14 protein-coding genes and 1 tRNA gene are annotated in these 14,458 nt (G+C 61.3%); 11 read left to right on the plus strand and 4 right to left on the minus strand.

Annotated features, from left to right (window positions below):
• The first annotated feature begins 2 nt into the window (after positions 1–2).
• The 3 genes from surE to RL_RS10650 all read left to right on the plus strand — a co-directional run bounded on the left by surE (position 3) and on the right by RL_RS10650 (position 3,269).
• A complete protein-coding gene (surE, locus tag RL_RS10640) occupies positions 3–776 on the plus strand; it encodes a 5'/3'-nucleotidase SurE (protein WP_011651659.1) in 774 nt (257 codons plus the stop codon).
• Positions 773–1,426 (plus strand): protein-L-isoaspartate(D-aspartate) O-methyltransferase, encoded by a 654-nt coding sequence (locus RL_RS10645; protein ID WP_011651660.1) that lies wholly within the window; start codon positions 773–775, stop codon positions 1,424–1,426. The genes surE and RL_RS10645 overlap by 4 nt, the downstream gene beginning before the upstream one ends.
• 241 nt (positions 1,427–1,667) lie before the next feature.
• On the plus strand, positions 1,668–3,269 hold the full coding sequence (locus tag RL_RS10650; RefSeq protein WP_028742081.1) for a M23 family metallopeptidase: 1,602 nt from the start codon (positions 1,668–1,670) through the stop codon (positions 3,267–3,269).
• Between the two features lie 164 nt (positions 3,270–3,433).
• Here RL_RS10650 and RL_RS10655 read toward each other — a convergent pair whose 3' ends face one another.
• Entirely contained in the window at positions 3,434–4,306 is an 873-nt protein-coding gene (locus RL_RS10655) for an ATP-binding protein (protein ID WP_011651662.1), read from the minus strand.
• A 310-nt stretch (positions 4,307–4,616) separates the two neighbouring features.
• Between RL_RS10655 and yajC the strand changes: the two genes are divergently transcribed.
• The 5 genes from yajC (at position 4,617) to RL_RS10680 (ending at position 9,340) form a co-directional block, all read left to right on the plus strand.
• Complete coding sequence (yajC, locus tag RL_RS10660; protein ID WP_003539006.1) at positions 4,617–4,964, plus strand: preprotein translocase subunit YajC; 348 nt, start codon at positions 4,617–4,619, stop codon at positions 4,962–4,964.
• A gap of 45 nt (positions 4,965–5,009) precedes the next feature.
• Positions 5,010–7,550 carry a protein translocase subunit SecDF gene (gene secDF / locus RL_RS10665; RefSeq protein WP_011651663.1) on the plus strand — a complete coding sequence of 847 codons (2,541 nt, stop codon included), beginning with the start codon at positions 5,010–5,012 and terminating at the stop codon, positions 7,548–7,550.
• Positions 7,551–7,554: 4 nt separating this feature from the next.
• Positions 7,555–7,941 carry an Mth938-like domain-containing protein gene (locus tag RL_RS10670; protein WP_011651664.1) on the plus strand — a complete coding sequence of 129 codons (387 nt, stop codon included), beginning with the start codon at positions 7,555–7,557 and terminating at the stop codon, positions 7,939–7,941.
• Between the two features lie 2 nt (positions 7,942–7,943).
• Positions 7,944–8,801, plus strand: coding sequence for a phytoene/squalene synthase family protein (locus tag RL_RS10675; protein ID WP_041936290.1), 858 nt, complete (start codon positions 7,944–7,946; stop codon positions 8,799–8,801).
• A gap of 71 nt (positions 8,802–8,872) precedes the next feature.
• Positions 8,873–9,340: a hypothetical protein gene (locus tag RL_RS10680; RefSeq protein WP_011651666.1), complete on the plus strand. Its 468-nt coding sequence runs from the start codon at positions 8,873–8,875 to the stop codon at positions 9,338–9,340.
• A gap of 113 nt (positions 9,341–9,453) precedes the next feature.
• Here the strand turns inward: RL_RS10680 and trmFO are convergent, their stop codons facing one another.
• The 3 genes from trmFO to RL_RS37100 all read right to left on the minus strand — a co-directional run bounded on the left by trmFO (position 9,454) and on the right by RL_RS37100 (position 11,565).
• Complete coding sequence (gene trmFO, locus RL_RS10685) at positions 9,454–10,887, minus strand: methylenetetrahydrofolate--tRNA-(uracil(54)-C(5))-methyltransferase (FADH(2)-oxidizing) TrmFO (protein WP_011651667.1); 1,434 nt, start codon at positions 10,885–10,887, stop codon at positions 9,454–9,456.
• A gap of 93 nt (positions 10,888–10,980) precedes the next feature.
• Positions 10,981–11,124 carry a DUF1127 domain-containing protein gene (locus RL_RS37095; RefSeq protein WP_003539017.1) on the minus strand — a complete coding sequence of 48 codons (144 nt, stop codon included), beginning with the start codon at positions 11,122–11,124 and terminating at the stop codon, positions 10,981–10,983.
• Positions 11,125–11,418: 294 nt separating this feature from the next.
• Positions 11,419–11,565 carry a DUF1127 domain-containing protein gene (locus tag RL_RS37100; RefSeq protein WP_003539019.1) on the minus strand — a complete coding sequence of 49 codons (147 nt, stop codon included), beginning with the start codon at positions 11,563–11,565 and terminating at the stop codon, positions 11,419–11,421.
• An 872-nt stretch (positions 11,566–12,437) separates the two neighbouring features.
• Here RL_RS37100 and RL_RS10690 point away from each other — a divergent pair.
• The 3 genes from RL_RS10690 (at position 12,438) to RL_RS10700 (ending at position 14,366) form a co-directional block, all read left to right on the plus strand.
• A complete protein-coding gene (locus RL_RS10690; RefSeq protein ID WP_011651668.1) occupies positions 12,438–13,541 on the plus strand; it encodes a DUF2157 domain-containing protein in 1,104 nt (367 codons plus the stop codon).
• Positions 13,538–14,128 carry a GDYXXLXY domain-containing protein gene (locus RL_RS10695; RefSeq protein WP_011651669.1) on the plus strand — a complete coding sequence of 197 codons (591 nt, stop codon included), beginning with the start codon at positions 13,538–13,540 and terminating at the stop codon, positions 14,126–14,128. Before RL_RS10690 ends, RL_RS10695 begins: the two co-directional genes overlap by 4 nt.
• Before the next feature lie 153 nt (positions 14,129–14,281).
• Positions 14,282–14,366, plus strand: a tRNA-Leu gene (locus RL_RS10700).
• The last annotated feature ends 92 nt before the right edge of the window (positions 14,367–14,458 follow it).

Below are 14,458 nucleotides of genomic sequence, written 5' to 3' on the forward strand. Positions count from 1 at the left end.
CGATGCGCATCCTGCTTACGAATGACGACGGCATTCACGCCGAAGGTCTTGCCGCGCTGGAGCGGATCGCGCGCACGCTGTCCGACGATGTCTGGATCGTGGCGCCCGAGACCGACCAGAGCGGCCTGGCCCATTCGCTGAGCCTCTCCGAACCTTTACGGCTGCGCAAGATTTCCGACAAGCATTTCGCCCTGCGCGGCACGCCGACCGATTGCGTCATCATGGGCATCAGGCAGGTGATGGACATCAAGCCGGATCTCGTCCTGTCAGGCGTCAATTCAGGTTCGAACGTTGCCGACGACGTGACCTATTCCGGCACGATCGCCGGCGCCATCGAGGGCACGATGCAGGGCGTGCGCTCCTTCGCGTTGAGCCAGGCCTATCTCTATGAGGACGGTGCACGCATCGTGCCCTGGGAGGTCTGCGAGAAGCATGCGCCGGCTCTTCTGGAAAAGCTGATGGTCCTGGACCTGCCGGAGGGCACGTTCCTCAATCTCAACTTCCCGAACTGCCGTCCCGACGAGGTCGACGGCGCCGAGGTGACCATGCAGGGCAAGCTCGCCTTCAATCTGCAGGTCGATGCCCGCTCCGACGGCCGGGGCTTTCCCTACTACTGGCTGAAGTTCGGCGAGCGCGCCGGCGCCTTCGTCGAAGGCACCGATATTCACGCTCTGAAGCATAATAAGATCTCGGTAACGCCTTTGAAACTGGATCTGACCGATTATTCCGTGACGGACCGCGTGGCGCGGGCCTTGGGATACGGAGCACAAGTTTGACGGCAAGACTGGCGGAGAAGGAGGGCTTTGCGGCGCTCGTCCTCAGATTGCGTGCCGAAGGCATCTCGGACCTCGACCTGCTGACGGCGGTCGAGCAGACGCAGCGTTCGTTGTTCGTGCCGCCGCAATTCGCCGACGACGCCTATTCGAGCCGGACGATCCCGATCGAATGCGGTTCCTTCCTCGAAGGCATCGATTTTGCCGTCCGCATCCTGCATCACCTGAAGCTCAAGCCCGGCCAGCGCGTCCTGGAGATCGGCACTGGAAGCGGCTTTACCGCCGCCGTGATGGGCCGCCTGGCCGAGCGTGTTCTGTCCATCGACCGCTATAAGACGCTGACATCAGCCGCGCAGCGGCGCATGGAATCGCTTGGTCTGCGCAGCGTCGTCATCCGCCAGGCCGACGGCAGCGCCGGCATGCAGGGTGAGGGCACCTTCGACCGCATCCTGGTGACAGCCGCCTTCAACGCGATGCCGCGCTTTTATACCGACCAGCTCGTTTCCGGCGGCTCGATGATCGCGCCGCTGATGATTTCCGAGAACGAGTGTCGGATGGTGCGGTTGACGAAAACCGGCAGCCGTTTCGAACGCGAGGAACTGTTCGAAGCGCCCTATTTGCCGATCGTTCCGCGTCTTGCCTCGCTGCTGTAGACGTGGATGATTTCAGGCCGGACAGGCCTGAGATTTGCCATCAGAAAAGAGCGCGCATGGTCTCGTCCGAGAACCGCTGAGACTTTTCGGCATCACGCTCAGCACACTGCGATTTTTCACCCGTAAACTATGGTTATCAACTTCTCAAAAAAATCGCACTGATTCCAGCATCTTAACTGCGTGGTAATACTAACGCGTTTTAATAGACTCACAAATGGTTGCGTTCTCAGTGGGTCGAGTCATGCGTTTCAGTCTTTCGCCAAAGTTCGGGAAGTCGGCCGGTAATCTTCTGGTTGTTAGCCTGCTGGCAAGTGCCGCAACGGGCTGCAGTTCCGATGTGACACGGTTTGGCGGCTTGTTTTCCTCCTCCGGGCAGGACCAGATCACCACAAGTTCCATTCCGCGCAGGAATATGAACGGTCCTCAGGGCGATCCGGTGCCGCGCGCCGATCTTAGCAGTTCGGCCGTTGCCAGCCAGTCGGGGTACGGCGGCGGCAATGATGCGGTGAACCAGCCTTATCCCTCACGCCAGGGTTACGATCCGACCCGCACGTCGAGCTCGAGCGCACGTCTCGCTTCCGCGCCGGTCTCAGTGCAGCGTTCAGAGCTGGCCGCGCCGACGGCCGTTGCTCCGTCCCGGCAGCGAGATAAGGATGTCGCGCTCGCCCAGCCTTTCCCATCTGCGCCGCAGGCCGAAAAGCCCAGATTGGTAGCGCCGGCGGCACCCAAGGTGACGCCCGATACGCTGACAACAGGCACGACGCCGAAGGTTTCCGGCTGGTCCGCGACCAACGCTCCTTCGGTGACGCTGCGTCCGGGTGAAAGCATCGCCACGCTCTCCAGGCGTTTCGGCGTACCGGAAAAGGAAATCCTGCGCGTCAATGCTCTGAAGACGGCATCTGCCGCTCAGCCCGGCCAGGCGATCCTGATCCCGACCTTCAACGGCGGCAATGCCGCCAAGGCGGCATCGCAGGCGGCTGACCTTTCCAAGCCCGGCAAGATGCCGGCGCCGAAGGCGCCTGAGCAGAACGTCGCTGTCGTTCCGGGCGCTAATTCCGCCCGCGACAAGACGCTGGCGAGTGGCGATGTCACCGGCAAACTTCCCGCCGGCACCGGCAAGGATCCGAAGGCGCCTGCCGGCACCTATGTCGTCAAGCAAGGCGATTCCCTGGCAAAGATTGCCAAGGCGACCGGTAGCAATGTCGACGACCTCAAGGCCGCCAACAATCTTTCGGCCAGCTCGCTCCGCATCGGTCAGGCTCTGAAAATCCCGAACGGCACCGCCGACAATATCAAGACCGCCTCGATCCCGGCTGAGAAGGTCGATCCGAAGCCGGCTCAGCCGGCGGCTGCACAGCAGACGGCTTCCGTTCAGCCAGCACCCTATAAGGCGCCGGCCGCCACGCAGACCGTCGACGATGTCGAGAAGAAGTCGGACGTCAGCTCCGCCGCGCCTGAATCGACCGGCATCGGCAAATATCGCTGGCCGGTTCGCGGCCAGGTCATTGCTTCATACGGCGCCAACGTCAACGGCAACCGCAATGACGGCATCGACATTTCGGTACCGCAGGGCACGCCGATCAAGGCTGCCGAAAACGGCGTCGTCATCTATGCCGGCAACGGCCTGAAGGAACTCGGCAACACGGTTCTCGTCCGTCACGACGACGGTACCGTCACCGTCTACGGCAACGCCGATACGCTGAGCGTTGCCCGCGGCCAGAAGATCCAGCGCGGCCAGACCGTCGCCGTCTCCGGCATGAGCGGCGACGTCAAGCAGCCACAGGTCCATTTCGAGGTGCGCAAGGATGCGTCCCCGGTCAACCCGATGACTTTCCTGGAATAGGTACAGCGTACCAGGAAACGCAAAAGCCCGGCCGCCAGCCGGGCTTTTGTCATTTAATGGATGCCGCCCAAAAATGTGCAGCGCTTTTGGGAGGACGACCTGCACAGAGCAAAGACCGAAAATGCGTTGCATGGATCAAGTTCGATGCGACGTACTTTAGATGTTTAGTCCCGGTCGATGTGAACCTGCATTCGTCCGGCCAAGTCTTGAATATACTGCCAGGCGACGCGGCCGGAGCGTGCGCCGCGCGTCGTTGCCCATTCCAGCGCTTCGGCATGCATCTTGTCGCGTTCGAGCCCGAGCTTGAAGTGATCGGCATAGCCGTCGATCATGCCGAGATAATCCTCCTGGCTGCATTTGTGGAAGCCGAGCCAGAGGCCGAAGCGGTCGGAAAGCGAAACCTTCTCCTCGACCGCTTCCGACGGATTGATCGCCGTCGACTGCTCGTTTTCCATCATGTGGCGCGGCAGGAGATGGCGCCGGTTGGAGGTGGCGTAGAAGAGCACATTGTCCGGCCGTCCTTCGATGCCGCCGTCGAGTGCCGCCTTCAGCGACTTGTAGGCGGTATCGTCGTGATCGAAGGAGAGGTCGTCGCAGAAGACGATCACGCGGTACGGCGTGTCCTTCAGGAGGTCGAGCAGATTGGGAAGGCTGGCGATATCCTCCCGATGGACTTCGACCAGTTTCAGCGAAGCGCTGCTTTCGCGCCTGACATCCTCGTGCACGGCCTTGACCAGAGAGGATTTGCCCATGCCGCGCGCGCCCCAGAGCAGCACATTGTTGGCGGCATAACCCTCGGCGAAACGCACCGTATTCTCGTGCAGGATGTCGCGCACGTGATCGACGCCGCGGATGAGCGTCAACGCCACCCGGTTCGGCCTCCTGACCGGCTGCAGATGCTGGCGCAATGGCGCCCAGACGAAACAGTCGGCAGCATCCCAATCGTTGAGGGCGGGTGCCGGTCCGGCAAGACGCTCGACGGCGTCTGCGAGCCGCTTCAGCTCGGCAAGCAGGGCTGTGTTGGTTTCCTCGGTCATCGGTGGCCTCCTGATGTCTCACTGCGGCAATCCGCTTTGATCTTTCGATGCCGCTAATGCATGTCGCCCGGAAGTGTGGAGCGGTTCCGGGATAACGACATGCTTGAAAACAAAAGAGCCAAAGCGCGTCGCATCGATCAAGTGCGATGCGACGCGCTTTAGCATGGCGTTTTGACGGCGGAAAGGTTATGAGGCAGCGGAATCGGTACTGTTTCCGGCTGTTTCTGTTGCATTCATCGAAGCCGTAACTATAGTCCGGCAACCTGAAAAGAGAGGCGGAGTTCCGCCGCCCAAGCCTGAGGAGTTTAGCATGTTCATCACCCCGGCATTCGCCCAGAGCGCGACCGATACCGCAACGGGATTCGGCGGCTCCGGTTTCGAAATGATCATCCTGTTCGTGCCGCTGATGGTCGTCTGGTACTTCCTGCTGATCCGTCCGCAGCGCGCACAGGCGAAAAAGCGTGAGGAAACCCTGAAGGCGATCCGTCGCGGCGACCAGGTCGTCACCGGTGGCGGCCTCGTCGGCAAGGTCACCAAGGTGATCGACGAAAAGGAAGTCGAAGTCGAGATCGCCGACGGCGTGCGCGTGCGCATCGTCCGCAGCGGCATCTCCGAAATTCGCGTTAAGGGTGAACCGGTCAAGGCCGACGCAGCGTAACAAGCGATAACGGCAGGACTGCCGGATCGGAAGATCGTCGAGAGAATGTTGCATTTTTCCCGCTGGAAAACACTTCTGATTTGGCTGGCCGCGTTTGCGGCCATCGTCATCGCTGCGCCCAATCTGTTGACCGAGGCGCAGCGATCCTCCCTGCCGGACTGGTTGCGGCACGACCGCGTAGTGCTTGGTCTCGACCTGCAGGGCGGCTCGCATATCGTTCTGAAGGTCGAGCGTTCCGATATCGTCAGGGACCGCCTGGAAGAGGTGGTCGCCAATGTGCGCAACGCGCTGCGCGGCGCCGGCATCCGCTATACCGGGCTGACCGGCAATGACCAGACCGTCACCGTCCGCATCACCGATGCGGCCCAGACACAGGCAGCGGTCGATCTCTTGAAGCCTTTGACGACGGCTGGCGGACATTCGGGACCTGAGGTCGCCCTGCAGCAGGGTGACCAGGGGCAGCTCTCGCTGCAGATTTCCGACGCCGGCATTACTGCCGCCGTCGCTTCCGCCCGGACCCGCTCGCTCGATATCGTTGGCCGCCGCATCGCCGGATTGGGCAATGATAATTTCCTCGTTCGCCCCGATGGCGCCGACCGCATCGTCGTGCAGGTGCTGGGATCGGTCGATGCGGAGCGGCTGAAGAATATCCTGAACCAGCCGGCCAAGCTTTCCTTTCATCTGATCGACGAAAGCATGTCGGGGCAGGAGGCGCTGAACGGCCGCTGGCCGGCGACATCGCAGGTGCTCTATTCGCTTGACGATCCGCCGGTACCGTATCTCGTCGACCGCACGGCTTTCATCACCGGCGGCAACATGGTCGATATCGAGCCTGTCGTCGATCCACAGACGCAGGATACCTCGATCGCCTACGATCTCGATGCCGAAGGCACGCAGCGGCTGGCGCAGGCGACGGGGCAGAATATCGGCAAACACCTTGCCATCGTCTTCGACGGCCAGGTGATGTCGTCACCGGCCATCGATGCGGCGATCACCGGCGGCGAGGGCCAGATTTCGGCAAACTTCTCCGAGGATGGCGTCCGCGACCTTGCGATCATGTTGCGCGCCGGCGCCTTGCCGGCGACGCTGACCAGCGTTGAGGAACGCAGCGTCAGCCCGAGATTCGGCGCCGATTCCATCTTCAACGGTCTCGTTGCCGGGCTCGTCGCCGTCGTATTGGTCGCGGCATTGATGATCGCGCTCTATCGCATCCTCGGCCTCATCGCCGTCGCCTCGCTCTTCCTCAACCTGATCCTCATCGTCGCGGTGCTCAGCCTTGCCGGCGCGACGCTCACCTTGCCGGGGATTGCCGGCATCGTGTTGATCGTCGGCATGGCGGTCGACTCGAATGTTCTGATCTATGAGCGAATCCGCGAAGAGGAAAAAACCACCCATTCCTTTGCGGAGGCGGTCGGCCGCGGTTTCTCGCGCGCATTCGCCACGATCGTCGACGCCAATGTGACGATCTTCATCGCCGCCATCATCCTCTTCTTCCTCGGCAGCGAATCCATTCGCGGTTTCGCGGTAACGCTTGCGGTCGGCATCCTGACGACCGTTTTCACGGCTTTCACGCTGACACGCTCGATTGTTGCCGTCTGGGTGAGAAAGCGCCACCCCCGGCATCTGCCGAAGAGCGTGCTGACCCATCTTTTCGAGCACGCCAATATTCGCTTCATGGGGATCCGCCGTTATGTCTTTACGGCGTCGGCGGTCATCTCGCTGATCGCCATGGCCGCCTTTGCCACCGTCGGCCTGCATCTCGGCATTGATTTCACCGGCGGCTCGCTCATCGAGGTGACGGCAAAGCAGGGCAATGCCGACATCGCCGATCTCAACGCGCGCCTCAATGATCTCAATCTCGGTGAGATCAGTGTCGAGCGCACGGGCGGGCCGGCGAACGCGCGGATCCGTATCGCTTCCCAGGGCGGCGGCGAAAATGCCGAGCAGTCGGCGGCGACGCTGGTGCGCGGCGAGCTCCAGGAAGATTATGATTTTCGCCGCGTCGAGGTCGTCGGCCCCGCCATCTCGGGCGAATTGACGATGATGGCGACGCTCGGCGTGCTTGCGGCACTTGCGGCTATCCTCATCTACATCTGGATCCGCTTCGAATGGCAATTCGCGGTCGGCGCCATCGTCGCAACGCTGCACGACGTCATCATCATGCTCGGCCTCTTCGTGCTGACCGGCATCGAGTTCAACCTGACGAGCGTCGCCGCCGTGCTGACCATCGTCGGTTATTCCCTGAACGATACGGTCGTGGTCTACGACCGAATGCGCGAGAATCTGAAGCGATACAAGAAGATGCCGCTGCCGATCCTGATCGATGCTTCGATCAACCAGACGCTGTCGCGCACCGTTCTGACCGCGGCGACGACGCTGATCGCCTTGCTGGCGCTCTTTCTCTTCGGCGGTGAAGTCATCCGTTCCTTCACCTTTGCGATGCTCTTCGGCGTCGCTCTCGGCACCTTCTCTTCGATCTATATCGCCGCTCCTGTCTTGATCGTCTTCCGGCTGCGGCCGGAGGCTCCCGACGGGGAAGAGAGCAACAAGACGGATGCTGGTGTAAAATCCGGCACGGTGGTTTGAAAACATGGCAAAAGGCATAGAAATCCGCGCCGCGCATTTCCCCGGGCGCGCTCCGATCGATGCATACGGCAATGGCGGCTTTCGTTTTGCCGACATGTCGCATCGCGGCTCGATCCTTTGCCTGCCCACCGGCATTCATGGCTGGGACATGGACATGTCGAAACCGCTGTCGCCTGAAAATTTTCGCCGGGTGCTGGATGAGGCCGCCGATATCGAGGTTCTGCTCGTCGGTACCGGAACCGAGCTTCGCCGTCTGCCCGAGGAATTGAGGCTGGCGCTGAAGTCGCGTGGCATCTCCTCCGATCCGATGAGCACGGGGGCTGCAGTGCGCACCTTCAATATCATGCTCGCCGAGCAACGTGCCGTCGCCGCGGCGTTGATTGCGGTCTGACGATGACTGAAGCGCATATGGCGACCAACCAGGAGATCTGCCTGGCGATGCTGCGTGACAGCGATCGCGACCGCTATCTCGCCTGTCTGCTGTCGCCGGAGGAAAAGCGCGGCGCTCTCGCAGCTCTTTACGCCTTCAATGCCGAGCTTGCCCGCATCCGCGATCTCGTCCACGAGCCGCTGCCCGGTGAGGTGCGGCTGCAATATTGGCACGATCTTCTGGAGGGCAGCGCACACGGCTCGACGGCGGCCAATCCCGTCGCCGCTGCCCTTCTGATCGCCATCGAAACGCACCGCCTGCCGCGCAAGACGCTGATCGACATGATCGAGGCCCGTACCTTCGATCTCTATGACGATCCGATGGAAACGCGTCTTTCGCTTGAAGGCTATGCCGGCGAAACGGCATCGGCGCTGATTCAGCTCGCAAGCCTGGTGCTTTCGCCGGAGGAAGCCGCACGCTCGGCCGACGCCGCCGGCCATGCCGGCGTCGCCCAGGCGGTCGCCGGGCTGTTGTTGCTGATGCCGCTGCATCGCCGCCGCGGCCAGATCTATATTCCGCTGCAGATCCTTTCGGCCACCGGTCTCGACCGCGATGCCTTCCTCGCTGGCGAAGACAGGCCGCGCATCTCTGCCGCCATCGAGGCCTTTGCCGGCCTCGGTCGCGAACATCTGGCAAAGGCGAGGGCGGCGGGGCCGATTGCGCCGGCCGTTTTTCCAGCCTTCCTGCCGGCGACGCTTGCCGAACCGGTGCTTATCAAGGCGCAGAAACGCGGCGCCTTGCTGCTCGACCGGCCGCTGCAGCCGCCGCAATGGCGCCGCCAGCTGCGGATGGGGCTGGCTGCTGCACGGCGAAAAATCTGATATCGGTCAAATTCGCGCAAGTCTCGCGCGTTACAAGGCTTCCACCGCTACCCTTTGAACGGAGACTCGGCGTGGGCATTATCGTCTGGTGCGTCCTTTTCGCCATCGTCATTTTCTTTGCTTTCGTGGCAACGCGCATGGCGGCGCAGAACAAGGAAGATGGCCTGCATGACACGGGCCTCGCCATCATCGAGTTCGGCCGTGCCTTTCCGAACGAGGCGATCCGTCAGCTGCAGGCGACGGAAAACGGCCAAGCCGTCTTTGTGCGCCTGCACGACAACAAGGCCGGCTTCATGCGCAACATGTCGCGCCATTTCTCCTGCCACCTGATCGAGCCGGGTCGGGTGCGCGTCATCGGCTCGGAAACGGGCAGGGGACTGGTGATCGACTTCCTCGATGCACCCCATCACAACGGCAATTTCGAATTCGCTTCTGCCAAGGAAGCCTCGGAGGTTTCGCTCTGGCTGCTCGGCAATTATATCGCCGAGCCGGATAAGGACCTGCCACCCGGCAATATTTCGGCGGCGAATAAGCAATAATGCATGTCGCCCAAAAGTGTGCATCGGTTTTGGGGGGACGACATGCATAACAGCAAAGACGTCAAGCGGGTCGCACGAGCCAGTTTCGAGGCGACGCGCTTGAAAAGCGCCGGTCAGGCGCTTTCGGCAAGCGTCGATTCTTGACCGAGCCAGGTCGCGCAGTCGGCAAGCGCGCGGCGTGCGATCAGCTGCCGCTTCATGATCGTCTTGTCCTTGCCACGAAAGCGCTTGACGCCTTCGGGTTTGACGATCGACCCCGGCTGGAGCTCCGGAAACAGCCCGAAATTGATGTTCATCGGCTGGAACGATCGTTTGCCGGGCTCCTCGTCGGTGACGAGGTGCCCACCGGTGATATGACCGAGCAGCGAGCCGAGCGCCGTCGTCGCCGGCGGTAGCGAAATCGCCTCGCCCTTGCGTTCGGCGGCGGCGAAACGCCCGGCCATCAGCCCGACGCTGGCGCTTTCCACATAACCCTCACAGCCGGTGATCTGGCCGGCAAAGCGCAGGCCGGGCCGCGATTTCAGCGTCAGCGACGGATCGAGCAGGGTGGGGGAGTTGATATAGGTGTTGCGGTGCAGACCGCCGAGACGGGCAAATTCCGCATTTTCCAGACCCGGGATCATCCGGAAGATATCCGCCTGCGCGCCATATTTCAGCTTCGTCTGGAAGCCGACCATATTGTAGAGCGTGCCGAGCGCATTGTCCTGCCGCAGCTGCACGACGGCATAGGCCTTGACCGTCGGATTATGCGCGTTCGTCAGCCCCATCGGCTTCATCGGTCCGTGGCGCAGCGTCTCACGGCCGCGTTCGGCCATCACCTCGATCGGCAGGCAACCGTCGAAATAAGGCGTGCCCTCCCATTCCTTGAAACCGACCGTGTCGCCTAATATCAGCGCGTCGACGAAGGCATTGTACTGCGCTTCGTCCATCGGGCAGTTGATGTAATCCTTGCCGGTGCCGCCGGGGCCGACCTTGTCGTAGCGCGACTGATACCAGCAGATATCCATGTCGATGCTCTCGCGATAGACGATCGGCGCGATGGCGTCGAAGAAGGCGAGCGAATCCTCGCCGGTTTCCGTCTGGATGGCGCTCGCGAGCGACGGCGCCGTCAACGGTCCGGTGGCGACGATGGCAAGATCCCAGTCCCTCGGCGGCAGGCCGGTGACCTCTTCACGCACGACGGTGATGAGCGGGTGGTCATGGACCGCTTTGGTCACCGCCTCGGAGAAGCCATCACGATCGACGGCGAGCGCACCACCGGCCGGTACCTGGCACCGGTCGGCAGCGGCCATGATCAGCGAGCCCGCCATCCGCATCTCGGCATGGATGACGCCGACGGCATTGCTGGTCGCATCGTCGGACCGGAAGGAATTGGAGCAGACGAGTTCGGCAAGACCGTCGGTCTTGTGCGCATCCGTGCCGCGCACCCCGCGCATTTCATGCAGGATGACCGGAACGCCGGAACTGGCGATCTGCCAGGCGGCTTCCGAACCGGCAAGCCCGCCGCCGACGACGTGGATAGGGGAATGGGAAGAGATCGTGTTCATTCCGGGCTGATATCATGTCGGAAGGTGCGATCCAACACCCCGGAATCAAAAACGGCGCCCTTGGGCGCCGTCTTGGAAGCATCGTACTCGCTATTAGCGGAACGAGCGGGATGCGATATTCCGGATGTCATAGCGGCTAACGCCGATATCGGACAGGGTCTGGTTCGAAAGGCCGCCGAGTTCATTGAGCGTACGACGGTAGCTGAGCCAGCTTCTTGCAATGCGGATCGGGTTCATTGTCTTCTTCCTATGTCCGCGGGACGGCGGGATCGCCTGTCTCTCTGCGGTTGATGTTTATATAGGCGAGAACCGTCCGATTGTGCAGTGCAAATAAAAGGCGTCTGCCATGCAATTGTGCACTATGATGCTCTTCAATTGAGCAGAGGATATTTTTTGAGCGGGCTAACGAGTGGGAAAAACCTGCAACCGCCGCGGCCACCACGTGCAGACAAAAGAAAACGCCCGCTGTGGGTACAGCGGGCGTTTCGATCGAGAACAATCGTGCTTGGGAGGAGCAGCGATCGCCTGGAATTAGCGGTGAGAAGCCTCACGGGCAACGCGATGGATGTCCGAACGGTCGATGCCGAGATCGTGCAATTCGCGGTTGGTCATGCGGCCGAGTTCCGTGACGGTCTGACGATACTTGCGCCAGTTATTGAAAGAGCGAGAGAAGTTCATGTTAAGCCCCTTTCCGAGGGTTTCATCCGCCAGCAGCCACCGATCGGCGCTGACCTCTATTTGATGACTGGAATATATGTTGCGACGCGAAAGACTAAAACAGACAAGTTTTCAGATCACCTATGCGAGTTATGCAATGCTCAAAGGGTATTTGACGCAGACTTACCATTTTTTGGTCAACGAATAGGCAGAATGACTTTTGGGAAAGCAGTTCGATTGGGAGAGGCGAATGGGTTGCCATAACAGAAAACGCTGCTTCCTCCGGTGATTCCGCCCGTGCTTCCGCTGCAAAGAGGCGTTCCGTTTCGGATTGGAAGTCGCCCACCCCTTCGCGGGGTTGGTGGGGCGGCGTGACGACAATGTGGCATGACGGCGCCCTGGGACGAAAATCCTCTCGCCGCCAAGGTTTTAATGAAGCTTTGGCTAAACAAAAACGCCCGCCGGGGGAGGATCCGGCGGGCGCGTTATGGTGACTGACAACTGGGAGGAGGAGTGTTGCCAGTCTATCGCAGCGCGCTGGGAGGAGGAGTGCGCGGCTACGAATCTCGTCACGGACAAAGCATCCGCAGGCCTCCGGCTAATGCCGGGCCGGGGCGCCATCCCCGTGCTTCGATGTGTTGATCAATAGTATGACTAATGAGTATTGTGCAGTGCAATAATTTCATGAGAGGTATGCATAGATCGCATACCTCTCCGTCCATAGGCTTATATTAGTGCCTCTGACGTTAGCGGCCGGTTAACACTCGATACTATTTAGACCAATGAGGAACTTGTATATTTGTCGCAAGAGCGTTTGCGAACACCCGTGCTGCGTCTATAACGGCGTGAGCTGCAGCGCCGCAGTCGACGTTGCGGAAATCGAGGGGTTGAGCATGTATCGCGGCAGATTGGAGCGGGATCTCTCGCTCTGGGTGGGCAAGGGCCTGCTCGGGCAGGAAACGGCAGGTGCGCTTCTCGCCGAATATGACAGCCGCCCGGCAAGCTTCAGCCTCGGCAGGGTGCTGATGGCGCTGGCAGCGGTGCTGCTTGCAGCTGCCATCCTGCTGGTCGTCGCCTCCAACTGGGAGGCCATCCCGCGCCTGGTGCGCGTGGGCGGCATCCTTGCCCTGATCTGGTTCGTGCATATCGCCGCCGCCCGGATGCTTGCCCGCGGTGCGACAGCGGCCGCAGGCGGCTTGCTGGTCATCGGCGCAATGAGTTTCGGCGGCGCCATCTCGCTGGTCGGGCAGATGTATCACCTCTCCGGAGACGAGCAGACGGTGATGTATCTGTGGTTCGCGATCGCGACGATCTCGGCGATCCTGTTCCGTTCAGCCGCCGTGACCGTCGTCGCCGGCTTCCTCTCCTGGGCATCCTTCGCCGTCTGTCTTGAGAATAACGACACGCATTGGATAGGGTTCGACCCCTGGATGGCGCCTGTCATGGCAATGATCGTCATCGGGCTGGTGCGGTATACCGGCGCCGAGCGAGCCCGCCATCTGGCCTACCTGCTGCTGATCGGCTGGCTCGCCTGGCTCTATACTCTTTATGAGGAGATCGCCGTGGCGCTTGCCTTTGCAGTCGGCGGCATGGCGGCCTTCGTACTGACGGCGTTGCCGCTCCGGCCTATTGCCTCCTTGGTCAGAAGCGCCGGTGCGGCTCCTGCCTTCTACAGCTTCCTCGTCGCCGTAATCGGCTTCCTGCTGCTGCATATCGAGATCGAGGATGGCTGGGGGCTGGTGGTGCTCGGAGTGGTGACGCTTGCCGCTTCCGTGCTGGCGATCGTCCTGCGTGGCAGGGATAATGGCGCGGTGCGATATCTCGCCTACGCGACCTTTGCCGCGGAGATGCTCTATCTCGCCTCCGTCACCGTCGGCTCGATCCTCGGCACGTCGAGCCTCTTCCTCTTCTCCGGTCTCGTGGTCGCGCTGGTCGCCTGGATGGTCATCCGTCTCGAACGGCGTTTTTCGGCGAATGCACAGGGGGAGCGGGCATGAACTCGTTCATCGCAAAGCTGCAATCCGGTAAGGGCTATCTGCTTTCGGCCATCATCGTCGCCGGTCTGCAGACCCTTATCCTCGGCACGATCATCCAGAGCCGGGCGTCGATCCTCAGCGATGGCGCCGAGGTGCTGCTGAAGACGGCGCCCGTCGATCCGCGCGATTTCCTGCGCGGCGACTATGTCGTCTTGAACTACGACATTTCCTCGGTGCCGGTGCAGACGGTTTCCGGCGGCATTCCGGCCGAGGCCGGCGAACGGGTGTTATGGGTCCGGTTGAAGAAGCAGGAGGACGGTTTCTGGACGGTGACCGAATCGTCCTTTCGCGAACTGCCTCCGCAGCCGGAGACCGTGATCCTGCGCAGCCAGCCATTTTATAGTAGTGGACTTGCCGCCGGCGACAGCATGCGTGTCGAATACGGCATCGAGCGCTACTATGTTCCCGAAGGCGAGGGCAAGCCGATCGAGGAGGCCCGCAATGACGGCAACGTCGCCATCGCAGTGCGTGTCTCGCCTGGTGGAAGCGCACAGATCCGCAGCCTGCTCGTTGACGGCAAGCCGGTTTACGACGAGCCGCTTTACTGATCTCGTCGCACTTCGGGGCAGGTCGGCTCCAGGGCCGCAAATCCCCTGTCATTGACCGTTCATTTTTCCTTTGCCTCGACCAAATCGGGTGATATAGAGACGCCGCGCTCCGGAAGGCCTCATGCGCAGGCATAGGCATGCGGTTTTGTGAACGCGGGTATGGTGAAATTGGTAGACACGCCAGATTTAGGTTCTGGTGCCGCAAGGCGTGGGAGTTCAAGTCTCTCTACCCGCACCAAGCTGTTTGCAGGCGGGAGACTAAGAATCGGTTGTTCCAGAACAATTGAGAGTTGTCCCGAATAGCCCGCGAGTGCCATTCCGCTTTGGGCG

Source organism: Rhizobium johnstonii 3841 (assembly GCF_000009265.1).
Taxonomy (GTDB): Bacteria; Pseudomonadota; Alphaproteobacteria; order Rhizobiales; family Rhizobiaceae; genus Rhizobium; species Rhizobium acaciae.

Bases quoted from the DNA above. Each gene is read 5' to 3' on its own strand.
- surE (WP_011651659.1), top strand. From the start codon at position 3: ATGCGCATCCTGCTTACGAATGACGACGGCATTCACGCCGAAGGTCTT.
- RL_RS10650 (WP_028742081.1), top strand. From the start codon at position 1,668: ATGCGTTTCAGTCTTTCGCCAAAGTTCGGGAAGTCGGCCGGTAATCTT.
- RL_RS10655 (WP_011651662.1), bottom strand. From the start codon at position 4,306: ATGACCGAGGAAACCAACACAGCCCTGCTTGCCGAGCTGAAGCGGCTC.
- yajC (WP_003539006.1), top strand. From the start codon at position 4,617: ATGTTCATCACCCCGGCATTCGCCCAGAGCGCGACCGATACCGCAACG.
- secDF (WP_011651663.1), top strand. From the start codon at position 5,010: ATGTTGCATTTTTCCCGCTGGAAAACACTTCTGATTTGGCTGGCCGCG.
- RL_RS10670 (WP_011651664.1), top strand. From the start codon at position 7,555: ATGGCAAAAGGCATAGAAATCCGCGCCGCGCATTTCCCCGGGCGCGCT.
- RL_RS10675 (WP_041936290.1), top strand. From the start codon at position 7,944: ATGACTGAAGCGCATATGGCGACCAACCAGGAGATCTGCCTGGCGATG.
- trmFO (WP_011651667.1), bottom strand. From the start codon at position 10,887: ATGAACACGATCTCTTCCCATTCCCCTATCCACGTCGTCGGCGGCGGG.
- RL_RS37095 (WP_003539017.1), bottom strand. From the start codon at position 11,124: ATGAACCCGATCCGCATTGCAAGAAGCTGGCTCAGCTACCGTCGTACG.
- RL_RS37100 (WP_003539019.1), bottom strand. From the start codon at position 11,565: ATGAACTTCTCTCGCTCTTTCAATAACTGGCGCAAGTATCGTCAGACC.
- RL_RS10690 (WP_011651668.1), top strand. From the start codon at position 12,438: ATGTATCGCGGCAGATTGGAGCGGGATCTCTCGCTCTGGGTGGGCAAG.
- RL_RS10695 (WP_011651669.1), top strand. From the start codon at position 13,538: ATGAACTCGTTCATCGCAAAGCTGCAATCCGGTAAGGGCTATCTGCTT.